The sequence below is a fragment of the Candidatus Karelsulcia muelleri genome (assembly GCF_003214255.1).
Lineage (GTDB): Bacteria > Bacteroidota > Bacteroidia > Flavobacteriales > Blattabacteriaceae > Karelsulcia > Karelsulcia muelleri_B.
In genome coordinates this window covers 52,139-70,707 of sequence record NZ_CP029011.1, presented here as the reverse complement: position 1 = coordinate 70,707, position 18,569 = coordinate 52,139, and the positions used below count along the sequence as shown (strand labels likewise).

Below are 18,569 nucleotides of genomic sequence, written 5' to 3'. Positions count from 1 at the left end.
TGAAAACTATGAAAAAAATTAAACAATTTATGAAAAACAAACAAAAAATGAAATTTATAGAGAATCCAGAAAGAATTAATTTTTCTTTAGTAAAAACTAATTCTTATTATTCAGATTTTTTAGAGATTCAAATAAAATCTTTTAAAAAATTTTTGAAACTTGATTCAACTTATATGAATAGAAAAAAGGAAGGATTATATAAAGCTTTTTTAGAATATTTTCCAATATCAGATTCTAAAAGTCAATTTATCTTAGAATTTCTAGATTATTTAATAGATCCTCCTAGATATTCATTAGAAGAATGTCTTAAAAGAGGTTTAACCTATAGTGTTTCTATTAAAGTAAGATTAAAATTCTATTGTACCAATCCAGAATATGAAACGTTTGAAACAGTATATCAAGACATATATATTGGATCTTGTCCATATATGACTCCAACAGGATCATTTATTTTTAATGGATCTGAAAGAGTAATTGTTTCTCAATTACAAAAATCCCCGGGAATATTTTTTGGACAATATTCTCATCCAAATGGAAAAAATTTGGCTTATGCCAAACTAATTCCTTCTAAAGGAGTTTGGATGGAATTTTCAATAGATATAAATAATGTATTGTCCGTTTCTATAGATCAAAGTAAAAAATTCCCTATTACTACTTTACTTAGAGCAATAGGTTATTCTAAAGATCAGGAGATTTTAAATATCTTTGAGTTAGCTGACAAATTTATTTTAACTAAAAAAAATTCTAACCAACTTTTAGGAAAATATATGGCTGCAAACATATTAAAAACTTCGTTTGAAGATTGGATTGATGAAAAAACAGGAGAACTAATTTCATTAGAAAAAAATGAAATTATTTTAAAGAGAAATATTTTTTTAAATAAAAATCATATAAAAAAACTTCTTCAGTGTCAAATTAAAGAAATTTATTTATATAAAAAGAAAAATTTTTATTATTCAATAATCCATAATACTCTACAAAAAGATCCTACAAATTATAAAAAAGAAGCTCTGGATTTTATATATAAAAAAGTAAAAAATTGTGATCCGCCAAGTCATTCATCTTCAAAGGAATTAATGAACAAATTAATTTTTTCTGAAATAAACTATTCTTTAGGTGAAGTAGGAAGATATAAATTAAATAAAACTTTAAAAGTAGATATTCCATTAACTTATAATATTTTAAGTAAAGAAGATCTAATTTCTATTATTGAACATTTAATTGAATTAAATAATTCAACCAAAGAAATTGAGGATATAGATCATCTTTCTAATAGAAGAGTAAAAACAGTAGGGGAACAATTATATACACAATATGGATTGGGTATTGCAAAAATTGCAATAATTATAAAAGAAAAAATTAATCTAAAAAAGAAAATTTCTATAACTCCTTTAGAGTTAATAAAAGCCAAAACTTTAACATCTGTTATTAATACTTTTTTTGGAACAAATCCATTATCTCAATTTATGGATCAAACTAACCCTTTAGCTGAAATAACTCATAAAAGAAGATTATCTTCTTTAGGGCAGGGAGGAATTTTAAGAGAAAGAGCAGGATTTGAAGTACGTGATGTGAATTCTTCTCATTATGGAAGATTATGTCCTATAGAAACTCCTGAAGGACCTAATATTGGATTAATATCCTCTTTATGTGTTTTTGCAAAAATTAATTCTATGGGATTTATAGAAACTCCTTATTTAAGAGTAAAAGATGGAAAAGTTCTTTTAAAGAAAAAACCATTATATCTTAGTGCTGAACAAGAAACTGGAAAATTAATAGCACAAGCAAATGCAATTTTAAATCATAAAACCGGGGAATTAAAACCCAAACTTATAGTTCGCGAAGATTCTGATTTTACTTTAGTAAATTATAAAAAAGTAGATTATATAGATCTATCGACTAATCAAATAGCTTCTATTTCAGCATCTTTAATACCATTTATTGAACATGATGATGCAAATAGAGCATTAATGGGGTCAAATATGATGCGTCAAGCAGTTCCTTTATTAAATCCTCAAGTCCCTATTGTAGGAACTGGATTAGAAAAACATTTAGCCTATGATTCACGAATGTTAATATATGCAGAAGCAGATGGAATCGTAGATTCAGTAGATGCAAATGTTATTAAAATAAAATATTTTATGTCTGAAACAGAAAAATTACTTTCTTTTGAAAAAAGAATTAAAAAATATAAATTAATTAAATTTAGAAAAACTAATCAAAATACTTGTATAAATTTAAGACCAATAGTAAAAAAAGGTATGAAAGTGGTGAAAAATCAAGTTTTATGTGAAGGATATGCTACTCAAAATGGAGAATTAGCATTAGGTATAAATCTTAAAGTAGCTTTTATGCCATTCAAAGGATATAATTTTGAAGATGCAATAGTAATTTCTGAAAAAGTACTCCGTGAGGACTGGTTTACATCTATTCATATAGATGAATATTCAATAGAAGTACGTGATACTCACTTCGGAATGGAAGAATTAACAAATGATCTTCCAAATTTTAATGAAGAAGATCTTAAAAATTTAGATGAAAATGGAATGATTAGAATAGGATCTAAAGTAAAACCTGGAGATATAATTATAGGAAAGCTAACTCCTAAAATAGAGAAAAATCCTTATACAGAAAAAAAACTTTTAAAAGCAATTTTTGGGGAAAGAGCAGTAAATAGAAAAAATGTTTCTTTAAAAGCTGATCCATCGTTATTTGGAGTAGTAATAGATAAAAAACTTTATTCAAGAAGTGAAAAGACTGAAGAGTATAAAATAAAGAAACATTTAAAATTAGAAAAATTAAATTTTTCTTTTAAAAAAAATTTAGAGAAATTAAAAGATTTATTAATAAAAAAACTTAATTCTATATTAGAAGGAACTATCTCTGAAGGAGTAAGAAATTCTTCCAATAAAGAAATTATTTTAAAAGGAAAAAAAATTACTTTAAAAGTTTTAAAAAAAATTGATAATTTTAGTAATATTATTTCTCCTAATTGGGTAAAAGATAATTTAAAAAATAAATTAGTATTAAAATTAATTAATAATTTTAATTTAAAAAAAAACCAATTAAAAATAAAATTAAAAAAAAAACAAAATAGAATTTTAATAGGAGATGAATTACCACCAGGTGTTTTTAAACTTGCTAAAGTTTTTATTGCTAAAAAAAGAAAATTAAAAGTAGGTGATAAAATGTCTGGCAGACATGGCAATAAAGGAATTGTTGCTATAATTTTAAAAGAAGAAGATATGCCTTATTTAGAAGATGGAACTCCGATAGATTTAGTTTTAAATCCATTAGGAGTACCATCCCGAATGAATATAGGCCAAATTTATGAAACTATTTTAGGTTTGGCGGGAGAAAAACTAGGAATAAATTTTTCGACCCCCATTTTTGATGGAGCTTCTTTAGATGAAATATCAAAATATACTGATAAAGCTAATTTACCTCGTTTTGGAAATACTTATTTATTTGATGGAGAAACAGGAGAGAAATTTGAGCAACCAGTAACAGTAGGTGTTATTTATATGTTAAAATTAAATCATATGGTGGATGATAAATTACATGCTAGATCAATAGGTCCATATTCATTAATTACTCAACAGCCATTAGGAGGAAAATCTCAATTTGGAGGACAAAGATTTGGTGAAATGGAAGTTTGGGCTTTAGAATCTTTTGGAGCAGCAAATATTTTACGTGAAATTATTACTATAAAATCTGATGATGTAATAGGACGTGCCAATACTTTTGAAGCAATTGTGAAAGGAAAAAAATTTCCAATTCCTGGCGTTCCAGAATCATTTAATGTTTTAATTAGTGAATTAAAAGGATTAGGGTTAAATCTTTCTTTAGAAGAAGATTTAGATTAAAAAACAAAATTATGAAAGAAAACAGAAAAAACAAAATTAACAGAAACGAAGAGAAAGAGATTAATTATTTTAATAAAATTACTATTAGTTTAGCTTATTATGCAGATATATTAAAAACTTCATATGGGGAAGTATTAAAACCAGAAACAATAAATTATCGGACTCATAAACCTGAAAAAGATGGTCTTTTTTGTGAACGGATTTTTGGACCTATTAAAGATTTTGAATGTACTTGTGGAAAATTTCGTTATAAAGGATTTATATGCAAGAAATGTGGTGTAGAAATAATTGAGACAAAAGTTCGTCGTGAAAGAATGGGGCATATTAATTTAGTAGTCCCAATAGTCCATATTTGGGGGTTTAGATCTCTTCCAAATAAAATTGGATATATTTTAGACTTATCATCTCAACAACTTGAAATGATAATTTATTATGAACGGTATGTTGTTCTTCAACAAGGTGTTCGAAGAAAGAAAAATTTTCCTTTTAAAAAATTAGAATTCTTAACTGAAGAAGAATATTTAAAAGTTATAAAATCTCTTCCAAAAGGAAATCAAAATTTATCTGATGATGATCCTAAAAAATTTATTGCTAAAATGGGTGGTGAAGGTTTAGAATATTTACTCAAAAATATTGATTTCAAACTTTTGAGATCTTATTTAAAAAAAAAAATTAAAAAGTCTTACAATTACAAAACTTACCAAAAAAAAATTGAGTATTTAAAAAGACTAAATGTAATAGAAGGTGTTTTAGAAGGAAAAAAAAAAGGAGGAAAAATTGAATCTCTAATGTTAAGAACACTTCCTGTAATTCCTCCAGAATTACGTCCTTTAGTTCATTTAGAGGGGGGCAGGTTTGCAACTTCGGATTTAAATGATCTTTATAGAAAAATAATAATTAGAAATAATAGATTAAAAAAATTAATAGCAATGAAAGCTCCTGATATAATATTACGGAATGAAAAAAGAATGTTACAAGAAGCAGTGGATTCTCTTTTTGATAATTCAAAACAAATTACAACAGTAAAATCAGAAACTAATAGACCATTAAAATCTTTATCTGATGGGTTAAAAGGCAAACAAGGTCGTTTTAGACTAAATCTTTTAGGAAAAAGAGTAGATTATTCAGCAAGATCAGTAATAGTAGTAGGTCCCCAATTAAAATTACATGAATGTGGATTACCTAAAGAAATAGCAGCTGAAATTTATAAACCTTTTATTATTAAAATTCTTATTGACAGAAGAATTGTAAAAACAGTAAAATCAGCTAAAAAATTTATAGATCAAAAGCATCCCATTCTATGGGATGTATTAGAATATCTTTTAAAAGGTCATCCAGTTCTTTTAAATAGAGCTCCAACTCTTCATCGATTAGGAATTCAATCATTTCAACCTAAATTAATTGATGGCAAGGCTATTCAATTACATCCATTAGTTTGTTCAGCCTTTAATGCTGATTTTGATGGAGATCAAATGGCAGTTCATTTACCATTATCAACTGAAGCTATTTTAGAAGCTAAATTATTAATGTTAGCATCACAAAATCTTTTAAATCCTTCTAATGGAGACCCAATTACAGTTCCATCACAAGATATGATTTTAGGATTATATTATTTAACAAAAAAATTAAAATCTACTAAAACAAATAAAATTAAAGGGGAAGGAATGTGTTTTTCTTCTTTTGAAGAAGTTGAAATAGCTTTTCAGAATAAAATTGTAAATATTCATGCTATTATTAGAGTAAAAGCTAAAATTTTAGATTATAAGGATTGGTTATTAAAAACAAAATTTATAACAACTACAGTAGGAAGAGTTTTATTTAATAAAATTGTTCCTTACAAAGCAGGATTTATAAATCAATTATTAACAAAAAAATCTTTAAAAGAAATTATATCTAATATATTAAATATTACCAATATTCCTACTACTGCAAAATTTTTAGATGCTCTAAAAGAATTAGGATATTATCATGCTTTTAAAGGAGGTTTATCTTTTAATATAAATGATATACTTATTCCGAAAGAAAAAAAAATTTTTGTTAAAAAAGCAATGAAAAAACTTGAAATTATTAAAAATCATTACAATATGGGATTAATAACTAATAATGAACGTTATAATCAAATAATAGATATATGGACTAATACTAATAAGAAATTAACAGAAAAAGTTATTAATTATATGAAAACAAGTAAACAAGGATTTAATTCTGTATATATGATGCTTGATTCTGGAGCTAGAAGTTCAAGAGAACAAATCCGTCAATTAGCCGGAATGAGAGGACTCATGGCTAAACCTAAAAAATATAGTTCTAGTTTAGAGGGTGAGGGTGAGGGTGAGAGTGAGAGTGAGGCTGAAGGGGCAGGTTCAGAAATTATAGAAAATCCAATTTTATCTAATTTTTTAGAAGGATTATCTATATTAGAATATTTTATATCTACACATGGAGCAAGAAAAGGACTAGCTGATACAGCTTTAAAAACTGCAGATGCTGGATATTTAACAAGACGTTTAGTAGATTCAGCACAAGATGTAATTATACAAGAAAATGATTGTAAAACCTTATTAGGAAGAAAAGTATCTGCATTAAAAAAAAATGATGAAATAATAGAAACATTGTCAAATAGGGTTTTAGGGAGAATATCTTTAAAAGAGATTTCTCATCCTAGGACTAAGAAATTGTTAATAAAATCATCTGAAATGATAGATGAAAAAAATGTTTTTCTTTTAGAAGAAGCAGAACTAGATAGTCTTGAAGTAAGATCTCCTATTACATGTGAGTCTGAAATAGGAATTTGTAGAAAATGTTATGGAAGAAATCTTGCTAACCGGTCTCTAATTAAGAAAGGAGAAGCCGTAGGAGTGATGGCAGCACAATCAATTGGGGAACCTGGCACTCAACTGACTCTTAGAACTTTCCATGTTGGAGGAACAGCTGGAAAAATATATGAATCTTCAAAAATAAAAGCAAAATATGATGGATATATAGAATATGAAAATATAAAAATAGTAAAAAATAAATATGAAACTATTGTAGTTTCTAGATTTGCTGAAATGAAACTATTCAATAGTAGGGGATTACTTTTAATGAAACAAAGGATTCCATATGGATCAACTTTATATGTTTTAAATAAAACATTTTTAAAAAAAAATGAAACTATATGTAGTTGGGATCCATATAACGCAGTTATTATAGCTGAAATTTCAGGACATATAAAATATGAAAATCTTGAAAAAGGAATTAATTTTAAAAGTGAAATTGACTCTCAAACTGGATTTAAAGAACAAGTAATTACAGAAGTAACAAATCAAATTCCTAGACTAAAAATAGTCAATAAAAAAAATGAAGTTTTAAAAACTTACAACCTCACTGTAGGAACACATTTAGTAGTAAAGAATGGAGAAAAAATTACGGAAGGAACTATTTTATTAAAAATACCTATAAAATATTTTAAATCAAGAGATATAACAGGAGGGTTACCTCAATTATCAGAATTATTTGAAGCAAGATATACTTTCCATCCTGCAATGGTAGCAGAAATAAATGGGATTGTTAGTTATGGAAAGTTTAAAAAAGGAAAGAAAGAAATAATTTTATTTTCTAAATCAGGAAAGAAAAAAAAATATTTGTTAAAATTTAATCAACAAGTTATGGTTCAAGAATATGATTATATAAAAGCAGGAAAACCATTATCAGATGGGGATCTTTCAATAAGAAAAATTTTATATATTAAAGGTTTGAAAGCTGCTCAACAATATTTAGTTAATGCTATACAAGAAATATATCGTTTACAAGGTGTAAAAATTAATGAGAAACATTTTGAAATTATAGTAAAACAAATGATGATAAAAGTAAAAATTATAAAATCAGGAGATTCTCCTTTTTTAGAAGGAAATATTGAATCTAAAGAAGATTTTTTAGAAGTAAATAGAAAAATAATTAAAATGAAATTTATTGAAAATTCAGGTGATTCTAAAAAATTTTATGAGGGTCAATTAATAAATTTTTTTGATATTAAAAAAGAAAATAAAATTTTAAATGGTTTAAATAAAAAACTCATCTCTTATAGAGAGGCCCTTCCGGCTTTCTCTATACCTATTATTCAAGGAATAACTAAATCAGCGTTACATACGAAATCTTTTCTTTCGGCTGCTTCTTTTCAAGAAACTACAAAAGTTTTAATTGACGCTGCTATTAGTCAGACAACTGATTATTTAAATGGATTAAAAGAAAATGTTATTGTAGGTAAAAAAATTCCAGCAGGAACTGGATTTACAGAATATTCATCTGAAGAGGAAGAAATTTTCATTGGAGATAATTAATTTAAAAAAATATTTAATGGATAATTAATTTTAATTAAAAAAAGACCTTTTGGGGGAGCAGTTATTCCGGCTAAATTTCTATTTTTTGCTTCTATTATTTTAATAAAATCTTTTATTGTAATTTTTTTTATTCCTAATTCAATTAGTGTTCCAACTAAAGATCTTACCATATTTCTTAAAAATCTATTGGCTTCAATTCTAAAATATAAAATATTTTTTTTTAAAATCCATTTTGCAGTGGAAATTTCACATAAATTTTTTTTAGATTTTTCTTTACAAAAACTACTAAAATCTTTATACTTTTTAAGTATATTGGCACCTTTTTTAAGAATTTTTAATTCTATTTGGTTTTTAGATAACCATTGCCAGCTTGTTTTAAATAAAAAAGGATCTTTAGATAAAGAAATCCTATATTCATAAACTCTACTTATAGCATTAAAACGAGCATGAATATTTTTTTTTACAGAAAAAATATTGATAATTTTTATATTTAAAGGTAAAAAAGAATTTAATTTGCTTTGAAAATGATTATTTATATGATTTTTTGTTAATTTTGTTAAATCAAAATGAGCAAACATTTGAATAGCATGAACTCCAGTATCTGTTCTTCCCGCACCTATAATTTTTATTTTTTTTTTTAATAAAAAACTTAAACAAGTTTCTATTGTTTCTTGTATAGACAGATTTTTTTTTTGAATTTGCCATCCAAAAAAGGATGATCCTTTATAAGATATTTCTATAAAAAATCTCAATTTCTTAATTATTTTTATATATATAATATTAAAATAAAAATATTATGTTGAAAAAAAAATTTTTGTTAAAAAAAATGAAATTAATCTAAGATTAGATTTTTTTTTAAAAAAAAAATTTTCTTCTTATAAAAGAAATTTTTTTCAAAATTTAATTAAAAAGAAAAATGTTTTTGTTAATAAAATTTATAAAAAAAAAAATTATTTATTAAAAAATAATGATGTAATTGAAATTTTTTTGAAAAAAAAAAAATTTCATTATCAAAAAATGAAACTTCATCTTCTTTATGAAGATGAATATATATTAATTATTAATAAAAAATCAGGTTTAGTAGTTCATCCAGGCAATGGCAATAAATCTATGACTCTTAGTAATGGATTACATTTTTATTTTAAAAATAAAAAAATAATTAATATTAATGATAATTATCCATTTTTAGGACATAGAATAGATAAAGGAACAAGTGGTTTAATTTTAGTTTCAAAATCTGAAAAGATTTTAAATAAAATATCAAAACAATTTTGGTTTAATAAAATAAAAAGAAAATATATTACTTTAGTTTGGGGAATTTTTTTTAAAAAAGAAGGAACTATTATATGTAATATAGGAAGATGCTTAAAAAATAAAACACATATGAATGTTTTTCCTAATGGTTGTTTAGGTAAACAAGCTATTACACATTATAAAGTGTTAGAAACCTTTAAATATTTTTCACTTTTAAAATGTAGTTTAGAAACTGGACGGACTCATCAAATAAGAGTACATTTAAAATATATTGGGCATCCCATTTTTAATGATAAAAATTATGGAGAAGATAAAAAGTATAAAAATTTTCTTTCTTTTAAAGAAAGAATTTTTTTAGAAAAATGTTTAAAAACGTTGAAATATCAAGCATTACATGCTTATTATTTAGAATTTAAACATCCTATTTATTTAAAAAATAAATATTTGATTTCTCCTATTCCAGAGAAATTTAAATTCCTTATTAAAAAGATTAAGAATTTTTGTTTATAGTTTGTTATTTATTTTATGGTTTTGTTATTTATTTTATGGTTTTGTTATTTATTTTATGGTTTTGTTATTTATTTTATGGTTTTGTTATTTATTTTATGGTGAACGTAGCTCAATTGGTTAGAGCATTAGATTGTGGTTCTAAGGGTTGCCGGTTCAATTCCGGTCGTTCACCCAATGAACAATTAAATTAGAATTTAGAATTTAATTGTTCAATTCCGGTCGTTCACCCAATGAACAATTAAATTAGAATTTAGAATTTAATTGTTCAATTCCGGTCGTTCACCCAATGAACAATTAAATTAGAATTTAGAATTTAATTGTTCAATTCCGGTCGTTCACCCAATGAACAATTAAATTAGAATTTATAATTTTTTCTTTAAAAGAATAATTATTTTTTTTTTTTAAAAAAAAAATAATTTTTGTCATTTTTTTTAATGATTTTTTTTCTTTTTGAATAGTTTTTTTTTTATGGTTTTTGAAGTTTTTTTCCATATTATTTTATTTCTTTATGAAGAGTTTTTCTATTTAAAATAGGATTAAATTTTTTTAATTCTAATCTTTCTGGATTATTTTTTTTGTTTTTTGTAGTAATATATCTAGAAGTTCCATATAATCCGCTATTTTTATGTTCTGTACATTCTATTATTACTTGAATTCTAATTTTTTTTTTTGACATAAAAACAATATTTTTTCAATTCCAATTTTATTAATAATTTTTATTCCGGCAGAAGAAACCTTTAAAGTAATCCATTTATTTTTTTTTGTTAAAAAAAAACGTTTTTTACTTAAATTTAAGTAAAATTTGCGTTTAATTTTATTATTCGCATGTGAAATTTTATTTCCCATTATTGGTTTTCGACAAGTTATTTCACAAAATTTTGACATATATTTATTTTTTTTCTTTTCATTAATTTAATTAATTCTTTAGGAATTAAAATATAATTTATATTTTGATAATTTTCTATTAAAGTTGAAAAAATTCTTGGAATAGCTAAAGAACTTCCATTTAAAGAATGACAATCTTGAATATTTCCTTTAATCGAACGATATTTTATATTTAATCTATTTGATTGAAAATTTCTACAATTAGAAACTGAACTAACTTCTAACCATTTTTTTTGTCCAGGAGAATAAACTTCAAAATCATAAGTTAAAGCAGAAGTAAATCCTAACTCATTTCCACATAATTGAATTATTCTAAATTTTAATTTTAATGATAATAATATATATTTAATATGATTAACCATTTCATAAAATGAATAATAAGAATAATAACATGTACTAATTTGTACAATTTCTACTTTCTCAAATTGATGTAATCTATTTAATCCTCTAACATTAGTTCCATATGAACCTGATTCTCTTCTAAAACAAGAAGTATTAGTTGTTCCTTTTAAAGGTAACTCTGATTCTTTAAAAATTTTATTTTTAAATATATTTATTAATGGTACTTCCCCTGTTGGGATAAGATATAAATTTAAATTATCATAATTTATATTATACATTTGATTTTCTTTATCAGGAAATTGACCGGTTCCATAAACAGAATTTTTATTTACAATAAATGGAAGAATATATTCTATATATCCTGAAATAATATTTTTTTCTAAAAAAAATTGTATTAAACTTCGTTGATATAAAGCTCCTGTATTTATTAATACATTGAAGCCATTTCCAGATATAATTGATCCTTGTTTTAAACAAAAAAGTTTAAATTTTTTTCCTAATTCCCAGTGAGGAAACAAATTTTGTTTTATTTTTTTTTTATCAAAATTTTGATATAAAACAATATTTGTTTTTTTTTTAATTTCTTTTGAAGGAATATTAGGAATTTTAATAAGATTATTAATTAATTTAATATTTATTTTTTTAATAATCTTTTTATAAGATTTTCTTTTTTTTTTTAAAAAAAAAGAATAACTTTTAATTAATTCCAAAAAATACTTGTTTTTTAAAAACAAAAGTATTTTTTTTGAAAAAAAATTTAGATAAAAAAATAAATTATTTATTTTTAATTTTATTTTTTTTTTTTGTTTTTCATTTTTTAAAATTAAATTTATAATAAAAAAATTATAAAAATTTTTTTTCTTTAATCTTCTACAGATTTCTTTTTTTTCTTCTTTTATAAATGAACATTTCAACATTTTTAATAAAAAAACTTAAATTAAGAATTTTTTAGGTGGTATCTCCCGGAATTGAACCGGGGCACACGGATTTTCAGTCCGTTGCTCTACCAACTGAGCTAAAATACCATTTTAATAATTTAATAATTTTTTTTTTTTAATTACTTTTTTTACTTTTTTAATAATAGTTTCTTTATCTAAAGAATATTTTTTCATTAATTCAAATGGTTTGCCACTTTCTCCAAAAGTGTCATTTACAGCTACTATTTCTTGTGAACAAGGATAATTTAAACTTAATAATCTTGCAACACTTTCCCCTAATCCCCCCCAATAATTATGTTCTTCTGCAGTAATTATACATTTAGTTTTTTTTACTGATTTTAAAATAGATTCTTCATCTAATGGTTTTATTGTATGTATATTAATTACTTCACATGAAATCCCTTCTTTTTTTAAAAATTTAGCGGCTTCTAAAGATTCCCAAACTAAATGCCCTGTACTAACTATTGTTACATCTTCTCCTCTATTAAGAATAATTGCTTTTCCTATTTGAAATAGTTTTTTCTCACTAGTAAAATTAGGTACTGCAGGTCTCCCAAATCTTAAATAAACAGGTCCTATATATTTTGAAATTGCTATTGTAGCAGCATATGTTTGATTATAATCACAAGTATTTATAACTACTAAACCTGGTAACATTTTCATCATTCCTATATCTTCTAAAGATTGATGAGTTGCCCCATCTTCTCCTAAAGAAATCCCAGAATGGGAGGCACATATTTTAACATTTTTTTTAGAATAAACAATTGATTGACGAATTTGATCATAAACTCTTGCCGTAGCAAAATTGGCAAATGTTCCAGTAAAAGGAATATAATTTCCAATAGTCAGTCCAGCTGCAATTCCCATCATATTAGCTTCTGAAATGCCTATTTGAAAAAATCTATAAGGAAATAATTTATAAAATTTTGTCATTGATAATGAATTAGTCAAATCAGCACACAAAGCTACTATTTTAGTATTTTCTTTTCCTAATTTTAATAATGCATCTCCAAATCCGGAACGAGTTTCTCTCATTCCTATATTTTTATATAATTTCATATTTTTTTAAAAATCTTCTAATGTTTGGGGAAGTTGAATTAAAGCTTTTTGTAGCTCTTCAAAAGAAGGAGCTTTTCCATGCCAAGAATTATCTTTACTCATAAAATCTACTCCATATCCCATTTTAGTTTTTAAAATTATTAATATAGGTTTTTTTTTATTAATAAATTTTTTAGCCTTTTTTAACACATTAATTACATTAATTAATTTATTTCCTTTTTTTTCTTCTAAAACAAACCATCCAAAAGATTCAAATTTATCTTTAATATTTCCCAAATTTAGAACTTCATCTGTCGTTCCATCTATTTGTTGACCATTATTATCTATAGTAGCTATATAATTATCTATTTTTTTTGCTCCAGCATATAAAACTGCTTCCCATATTTGACCTTCATTAAGTTCTCCATCACCATGTAAACTATAAATTACTGTTGATTCTCCATTAAGTTTTTTAGCTAAAGCAGCACCTATAGCAACGGACATTCCTTGTCCTAAGGAACCTGAAGAAATTCTAATCCCTGGTAACCCTTCAGAAGGAGTCGGATGTCCTTGTAAACGAGAATTAATTTTTCTAAAAGAATTTAATTCTTTAAGAGGAAAGAAATTACATCTTGATAAGATACTATAATATACAGGAGAAATATGTCCATTAGAAAGAAAGAATAAATCTTCATTTTTTCCTTCTATTTTAAAATTTTTGGTATCATAGTTCATTATTACTTTATATAAAGCTACAAAATATTCAGTACATCCCATTGAGCCACCTGGATGACCAGAATTAGCTAAATATACCATTCTTAATATATCTCTTCTTACTTGCGTACAAAGTTTTATTAAATTTTTATAATCCTCTCTCATAAAAAGAGATTTTTAATATTTAAATTATATATATAATATATTTTTTTTTAAAAAAATTCTATACTTTAAAATTTAAAAAACTATATTAATTATTTTATTCAGAATAATAAATATTTTTTTAGGTTTTTTGTTTTTTAAAAACAAAATTATTTTTTCATTGTTTAATAATTTTTTTTCAATTTTCTGAATTGGTTCAGATTTTTTAAATTTAATTTTAAAACGAAATTTTCCATTAAATGTTACTGGGTAATTAAAATATTTCTCTAAAAGAGAATTTAGATTGTTTTTTGGAAAATTAGCAAAATAAATAGATTTTTTTTTACCTAATTTATACCATATTTCTTCAGAAATATGAGGAGCATAAAAACTAAATAAAATAGTTATTGGTTCTAATATTTGTCTTTTATAACATTTCATACGTATTAATTTATTTAAAAAAATCATAAATTCACTTATAGGTATATTAAAAGAAAAAGATTCTAGACTATTTTTTATTTTTTTTATAGTTTTATATAAAATTTCTAATTCTTCTTTAGAAGGATAATTTTCATCTACATAAAATTTTCCTTTTTTATGAAAAAAATTCCAAAATTTTTTTAAAAAATTATAGATTCCATCTATATTTTTTATATTCCAGATTTTAGATTTTTCTAATGGTCCTAAAAACATTTCATACATACGGAATGTATCAGCACCATATTTATTATAAATAAAATCTGGATTAATTACATTATATTTAGATTTAGACATTTTTTCAAGTATACGATTACATGTAAATTTTCCATTATCTAATATAAATTTTGAATTATTCAATTCAGACCGCCAAGTTTTTATTTTTTCTATATCTACTTCATTCTTATTTTTAATATATTTGATATCTATATTAATTTTTTGAAAATCATTTTTTTTTTTTAAATTTAATAAACTATATGATATATAATATTTTTTTTTTTTATTACGATAAATAATAGCAGATTTTACTAAAATCATTCCTTGATTAATAATTTTTTTAAAAGGTTCTTCTGAATTTACCAATCCATAATCTTTTAAGAATTTATGCCAAAATCTTGCATAAATTAAATGACCTGTAGCATGTTCTATTCCTCCTACATAAAGATCAACATTTTTCCAATAATTTTCTTTTCTTTTATTTAAAAAAAAATTTTTATTTTTAGGATCCATATATCGGAAATAATACCAACTTGAGCCAGCCCAACTAGGCATCGTATTAGTTTCTAAAGGAAAAATGGTTTTCTTATTTATTAAATTTGTATAAACTATTTTTTTATTTTTTTTATCCCACGCCCAAAATTTAGCTCGAGTTAATGGAGAATTAATCTCATTATGAGAAATATCCATATATGGTAAATCCATATATGGTAATAATAAAGGTAATTTATTTATTGTTTTAGGAATATTATTCTCATAATATATTGGAATTGGTTCCCCCCAATATCTTTGTCTTGAAAAAACAGCATCTTTTAATTTAAAAGAAATACTTTTTTTTCCAAAATTTTTGTTTAATAAAATTTTTTTTATAAAAAAAAAAGAATTTTTTAAATTTAATCCATTTAAAAATGAAGAATTTATACAAAAAATCTTTTCAGAACTTTTTATAGATAACACTTCAAGTATTTTAATACCAAATTTTTTAGCAAATTTATAACTTTTAATTTCATGTGCTGGAACACACATAATAGAATTTAAATTATAATCATCTTTTATAAAAGAACTAATATAAACTGGAATTTTTTTTTTAGTCAATGGATGTAAAACGTAATTGCCTGTAAATATTCCTGAGATTTCTTTTTCTTTTAGAGAAAAATTTAAAAGATATTTTTTTACATCATTAATATATTGTTTATCAACAATATTTGTTATTTTTTTTCTTTCTAAAAAATAACTTCCTAATGGAATTATTATAAATGTTACTCCAAATAACATATATGGTTTAATAGTAAAAATTTCTAATTTTATTTTTTCATTTTTTTCTAATGAAAAAAATATTTTTATTCCAGATTCTTTTCCTATCCAGGATTTTTGAGATTTTTTTAAATTATCAGGATAATTAACTTTATTTAAACCATTTAAAAGTCTCTCAGAATATGCACTTATTCTAAGACTCCATTGTAACATTCTTTTTTTATAAACAGGATAACCTCCTCTTTTACTGAGATTCTCTTTAATTTCATCATTTGCTAATACAGTCCCTAATTTAGGACACCAATTTACAGATCGTTTTGATAAAAAAGCTATACGATAGTTTTGTAAAATTTTTTCTTTTTCAAAATTTTTTTTTTTTTTCCATTCATCTGCAGAAAATCGTTTTTTAAATGTAGAAAAAGCATTAATATTTCTATTTCCATTGAAATTAAATTCATTAATTAAAATTTTAATTGATCTAGCTTTTTCTAATTTTTTATCATACCAAGAATTAAACATTTTTATAAACATCCATTGAGTCCATTTAAAATATGTACTATCACTAGTATTTAGTTCTCTGTCCCAATCAAAAGAGATTCCTAATCTTAATAGTTGTATTTTATATCTTTTAATATTAATTTTTGTCATTATATTAGGATGTATTCCTGTTTGGATTGAATATTGTTCTGTAGGTAATCCAAATGAGTCAAATCCTATTGGATTAATAACATTCTCTCCTTGAGAATTTTTATAACGTGCATATATATCAGATGCTATATATCCTATTGGATGGCCAACATGTAATCCTTCTCCAGAAGGATAAGGAAACATATTTAATATATAATATTTTTTTTTCTTATAAAGAATTTTTTTATTGAAAATTTTTTTTTTTTTCCAATAAATTTGCCATTTTTTTTCTATTTTATTAAAATTATATTCCATATATTCTTTATCTTTAAATAGAGATTTTTTTATAAATGTGTTAAAAACAAAAAATTAAATTTAATCATAAAAAAATTTTTTTTCCCTTTTTGCAAAAGAACATATGATTCTGAGATCAAATCCTTTTTTTTTAAAAAAAAATTTTCCTTTATTATTTTTTTATTTATTAAAATTGAATTACATTTTAAATGTCTAATAGCTTCTTTTTTAGATTTAATAAAATTACTTTTATTTACTAATAAATCTAAAATTGGGATTTTAAAATTTATATCTATAAATAAATTTTTATGAGGAATATTTTCATATATAGATTTAATATCATTTTTACTTAGATTAGTTAAAATTTTTTCTTTTTTAAAAAGAATATTTGATATAAATTTTATTTTTTCAAAAATTTTTTTTCCATGTACAAAAATAGTTATTTCAGATGCTATTTTTTTTTGAATTAATTTTAAATTTGGATTTTTTTCATGAAAAAAAATAATTTCTTTTATCTCTTCTTTTTTTAAAAAAGTATATATTTTTATATATTTTTTTGCTTGATCATCAGAAATATTTATCCAAAATTGATAAAATTCATATGGAGATGTTAAATTTGGATCTATCCAGATATTATCTCCTTTTTCAGTTTTTCCAAATTTTGAGCCATCAAGTTTAGTAATTAACGGAAAAGTTAATCCATTTACTTTTATACCTAGTTTTTTTCTTATAAGTTCTATCCCACTGGTAATATTTCCCCATTGATCAGAACCTCCTATTTGTAATGAACAATTTTTTTTTTTATATAAATAAAGAAAATCATATGCTTGTAATAATTGATATGTAAATTCTGTAAATGAAATACTATTTTTTTTATAAATTCTTTTTTTTATAGAATCTTTTGATAACATATAATTAATTGGAAAATATTTTCCTATATCTTTAGCAAAATCAAGAAATAATGTTTTTTTTAACCATTCATAATTATTTAATATTTCATTATAATGAAAATCTAAAAAAAAAGATAATTGTTTTTTTATATTTTTTATATTCTTCTGTAAAGATTCTTTTTTAATTAGAATTCTTTCACTATTTTTTCCAGATGGATCTCCAATCATTCCTGTTCCTCCTCCAATAACTGATATAATCTTATTCCCTGATCTTTGAAAATGAATTAACATAATTATAGCTACTAAATTTCCTATATGTAAAGATTTAGAAGTAGGATCAAATCCTGTATATAAAGTAATTTTTTCATTTTTGATTTTTTTACTATAAGTAGTATTATGTATTAATCCTCTCCACAAAAATTCTTGTATTAAATTAATCATTTTTTATATGAAAAAAAAATTGATTTATCTTATTATTTCAATAATAATATTATATTTTTTTAATTATAATTTAATAATTATATTTTTTAATGATGATTCCAAAATAAAAATTTTATATTTAATAATTTTTTTATTAAAATTAAAAATATTTTTATTTTATTTTTTTTTAGAAAACAAGTTAAATCTCTATTTTAAATATTTTTTTAATTTATTATTAAATATTGTAATTATTTTTTATATGATAAATAATTTTAAATTATCAAATGAATTTATAATTCTTAATTATATGATAAATTATTATTGTTCACTAATATTAGAAATTATTTTTTTAATTAAAAGATAATCACCATTTTTATGCCCAGC

13 protein-coding genes and 2 tRNA genes are annotated in these 18,569 nt (G+C 22.8%); 5 read left to right on the top strand and 10 right to left on the bottom strand.

The features are described from left to right. The first annotated feature begins 8 nt into the window (after nucleotides 1-8). Together rpoB and rpoC are read left to right on the top strand one after the other, a co-directional pair. A complete protein-coding gene (gene rpoB, locus DDE61_RS00310) occupies nucleotides 9-3,866 on the top strand; it encodes a DNA-directed RNA polymerase subunit beta (protein WP_239493660.1) in 3,858 nt (1,285 codons plus the stop codon). Between the two features lie 11 nt (nucleotides 3,867-3,877). Beyond that, nucleotides 3,878-8,185, top strand: coding sequence for a DNA-directed RNA polymerase subunit beta' (gene rpoC / locus DDE61_RS00305; RefSeq protein WP_110476740.1), 4,308 nt, complete (start codon nucleotides 3,878-3,880; stop codon nucleotides 8,183-8,185). On the opposite strand, the gene truA is transcribed toward rpoC, so the two are convergent. Further along, nucleotides 8,182-8,937 carry a tRNA pseudouridine(38-40) synthase TruA gene (gene truA, locus DDE61_RS00300; protein WP_110476739.1) on the bottom strand — a complete coding sequence of 252 codons (756 nt, stop codon included), beginning with the start codon at nucleotides 8,935-8,937 and terminating at the stop codon, nucleotides 8,182-8,184. The genes rpoC and truA overlap by 4 nt on opposite strands. 58 nt (nucleotides 8,938-8,995) lie before the next feature. On the opposite strand from truA, the gene DDE61_RS00295 reads away from it, so the two are divergent. Both DDE61_RS00295 and DDE61_RS00290 read left to right on the top strand, forming a co-directional pair. Further along, nucleotides 8,996-9,949 (top strand): RluA family pseudouridine synthase, encoded by a 954-nt coding sequence (locus tag DDE61_RS00295; RefSeq protein WP_110476738.1) that lies wholly within the window; start codon nucleotides 8,996-8,998, stop codon nucleotides 9,947-9,949. 98 nt (nucleotides 9,950-10,047) lie between these two features. After that, nucleotides 10,048-10,121, top strand: a tRNA-His gene (locus tag DDE61_RS00290). A gap of 149 nt (nucleotides 10,122-10,270) precedes the next feature. Here the strand turns inward: DDE61_RS00290 and DDE61_RS01470 are convergent. The 9 genes from DDE61_RS01470 to tyrS all read right to left on the bottom strand — a co-directional run bounded on the left by DDE61_RS01470 (nucleotide 10,271) and on the right by tyrS (nucleotide 18,206). Continuing rightward, complete coding sequence (locus DDE61_RS01470; RefSeq protein WP_204352350.1) at nucleotides 10,271-10,441, bottom strand: hypothetical protein; 171 nt, start codon at nucleotides 10,439-10,441, stop codon at nucleotides 10,271-10,273. Nucleotide 10,442: 1 nt separating this feature from the next. Then, nucleotides 10,443-10,625, bottom strand: a complete 183-nt coding sequence (gene rpmG, locus DDE61_RS00285) for a 50S ribosomal protein L33 (protein WP_012784032.1) — start codon at nucleotides 10,623-10,625, stop codon at nucleotides 10,443-10,445. Beyond that, nucleotides 10,595-10,834 carry a 50S ribosomal protein L28 gene (gene rpmB / locus DDE61_RS00280; RefSeq protein WP_110467217.1) on the bottom strand — a complete coding sequence of 80 codons (240 nt, stop codon included), beginning with the start codon at nucleotides 10,832-10,834 and terminating at the stop codon, nucleotides 10,595-10,597. The genes rpmG and rpmB overlap by 31 nt, the downstream gene beginning before the upstream one ends. Next, nucleotides 10,813-12,093 (bottom strand): serine--tRNA ligase, encoded by a 1,281-nt coding sequence (gene serS / locus DDE61_RS00275; RefSeq protein WP_110476737.1) that lies wholly within the window; start codon nucleotides 12,091-12,093, stop codon nucleotides 10,813-10,815. The genes rpmB and serS overlap by 22 nt, the downstream gene beginning before the upstream one ends. Before the next feature lie 36 nt (nucleotides 12,094-12,129). Next, nucleotides 12,130-12,201, bottom strand: a tRNA-Phe gene (locus DDE61_RS00270). Between the two features lie 3 nt (nucleotides 12,202-12,204). Beyond that, a complete protein-coding gene (locus DDE61_RS00265; RefSeq protein WP_110474226.1) occupies nucleotides 12,205-13,173 on the bottom strand; it encodes a transketolase family protein in 969 nt (322 codons plus the stop codon). A gap of 6 nt (nucleotides 13,174-13,179) precedes the next feature. Further along, nucleotides 13,180-14,031: a transketolase gene (locus tag DDE61_RS00260; RefSeq protein WP_110473166.1), complete on the bottom strand. Its 852-nt coding sequence runs from the start codon at nucleotides 14,029-14,031 to the stop codon at nucleotides 13,180-13,182. A gap of 72 nt (nucleotides 14,032-14,103) precedes the next feature. Continuing rightward, a complete protein-coding gene (gene leuS, locus DDE61_RS00255; protein ID WP_110476736.1) occupies nucleotides 14,104-16,896 on the bottom strand; it encodes a leucine--tRNA ligase in 2,793 nt (930 codons plus the stop codon). A 29-nt stretch (nucleotides 16,897-16,925) separates the two neighbouring features. After that, on the bottom strand, nucleotides 16,926-18,206 hold the full coding sequence (tyrS, locus tag DDE61_RS00250; protein WP_110476735.1) for a tyrosine--tRNA ligase: 1,281 nt from the start codon (nucleotides 18,204-18,206) through the stop codon (nucleotides 16,926-16,928). A 7-nt stretch (nucleotides 18,207-18,213) separates the two neighbouring features. On the opposite strand from tyrS, the gene DDE61_RS00245 reads away from it, so the two are divergent. Further along, the gene (locus DDE61_RS00245; RefSeq protein WP_110467211.1) at nucleotides 18,214-18,549 is read left to right on the top strand and encodes a hypothetical protein; all 336 of its coding nucleotides are present in this window, start codon (nucleotides 18,214-18,216) and stop codon (nucleotides 18,547-18,549) included. The last annotated feature ends 20 nt before the right edge of the window (nucleotides 18,550-18,569 follow it).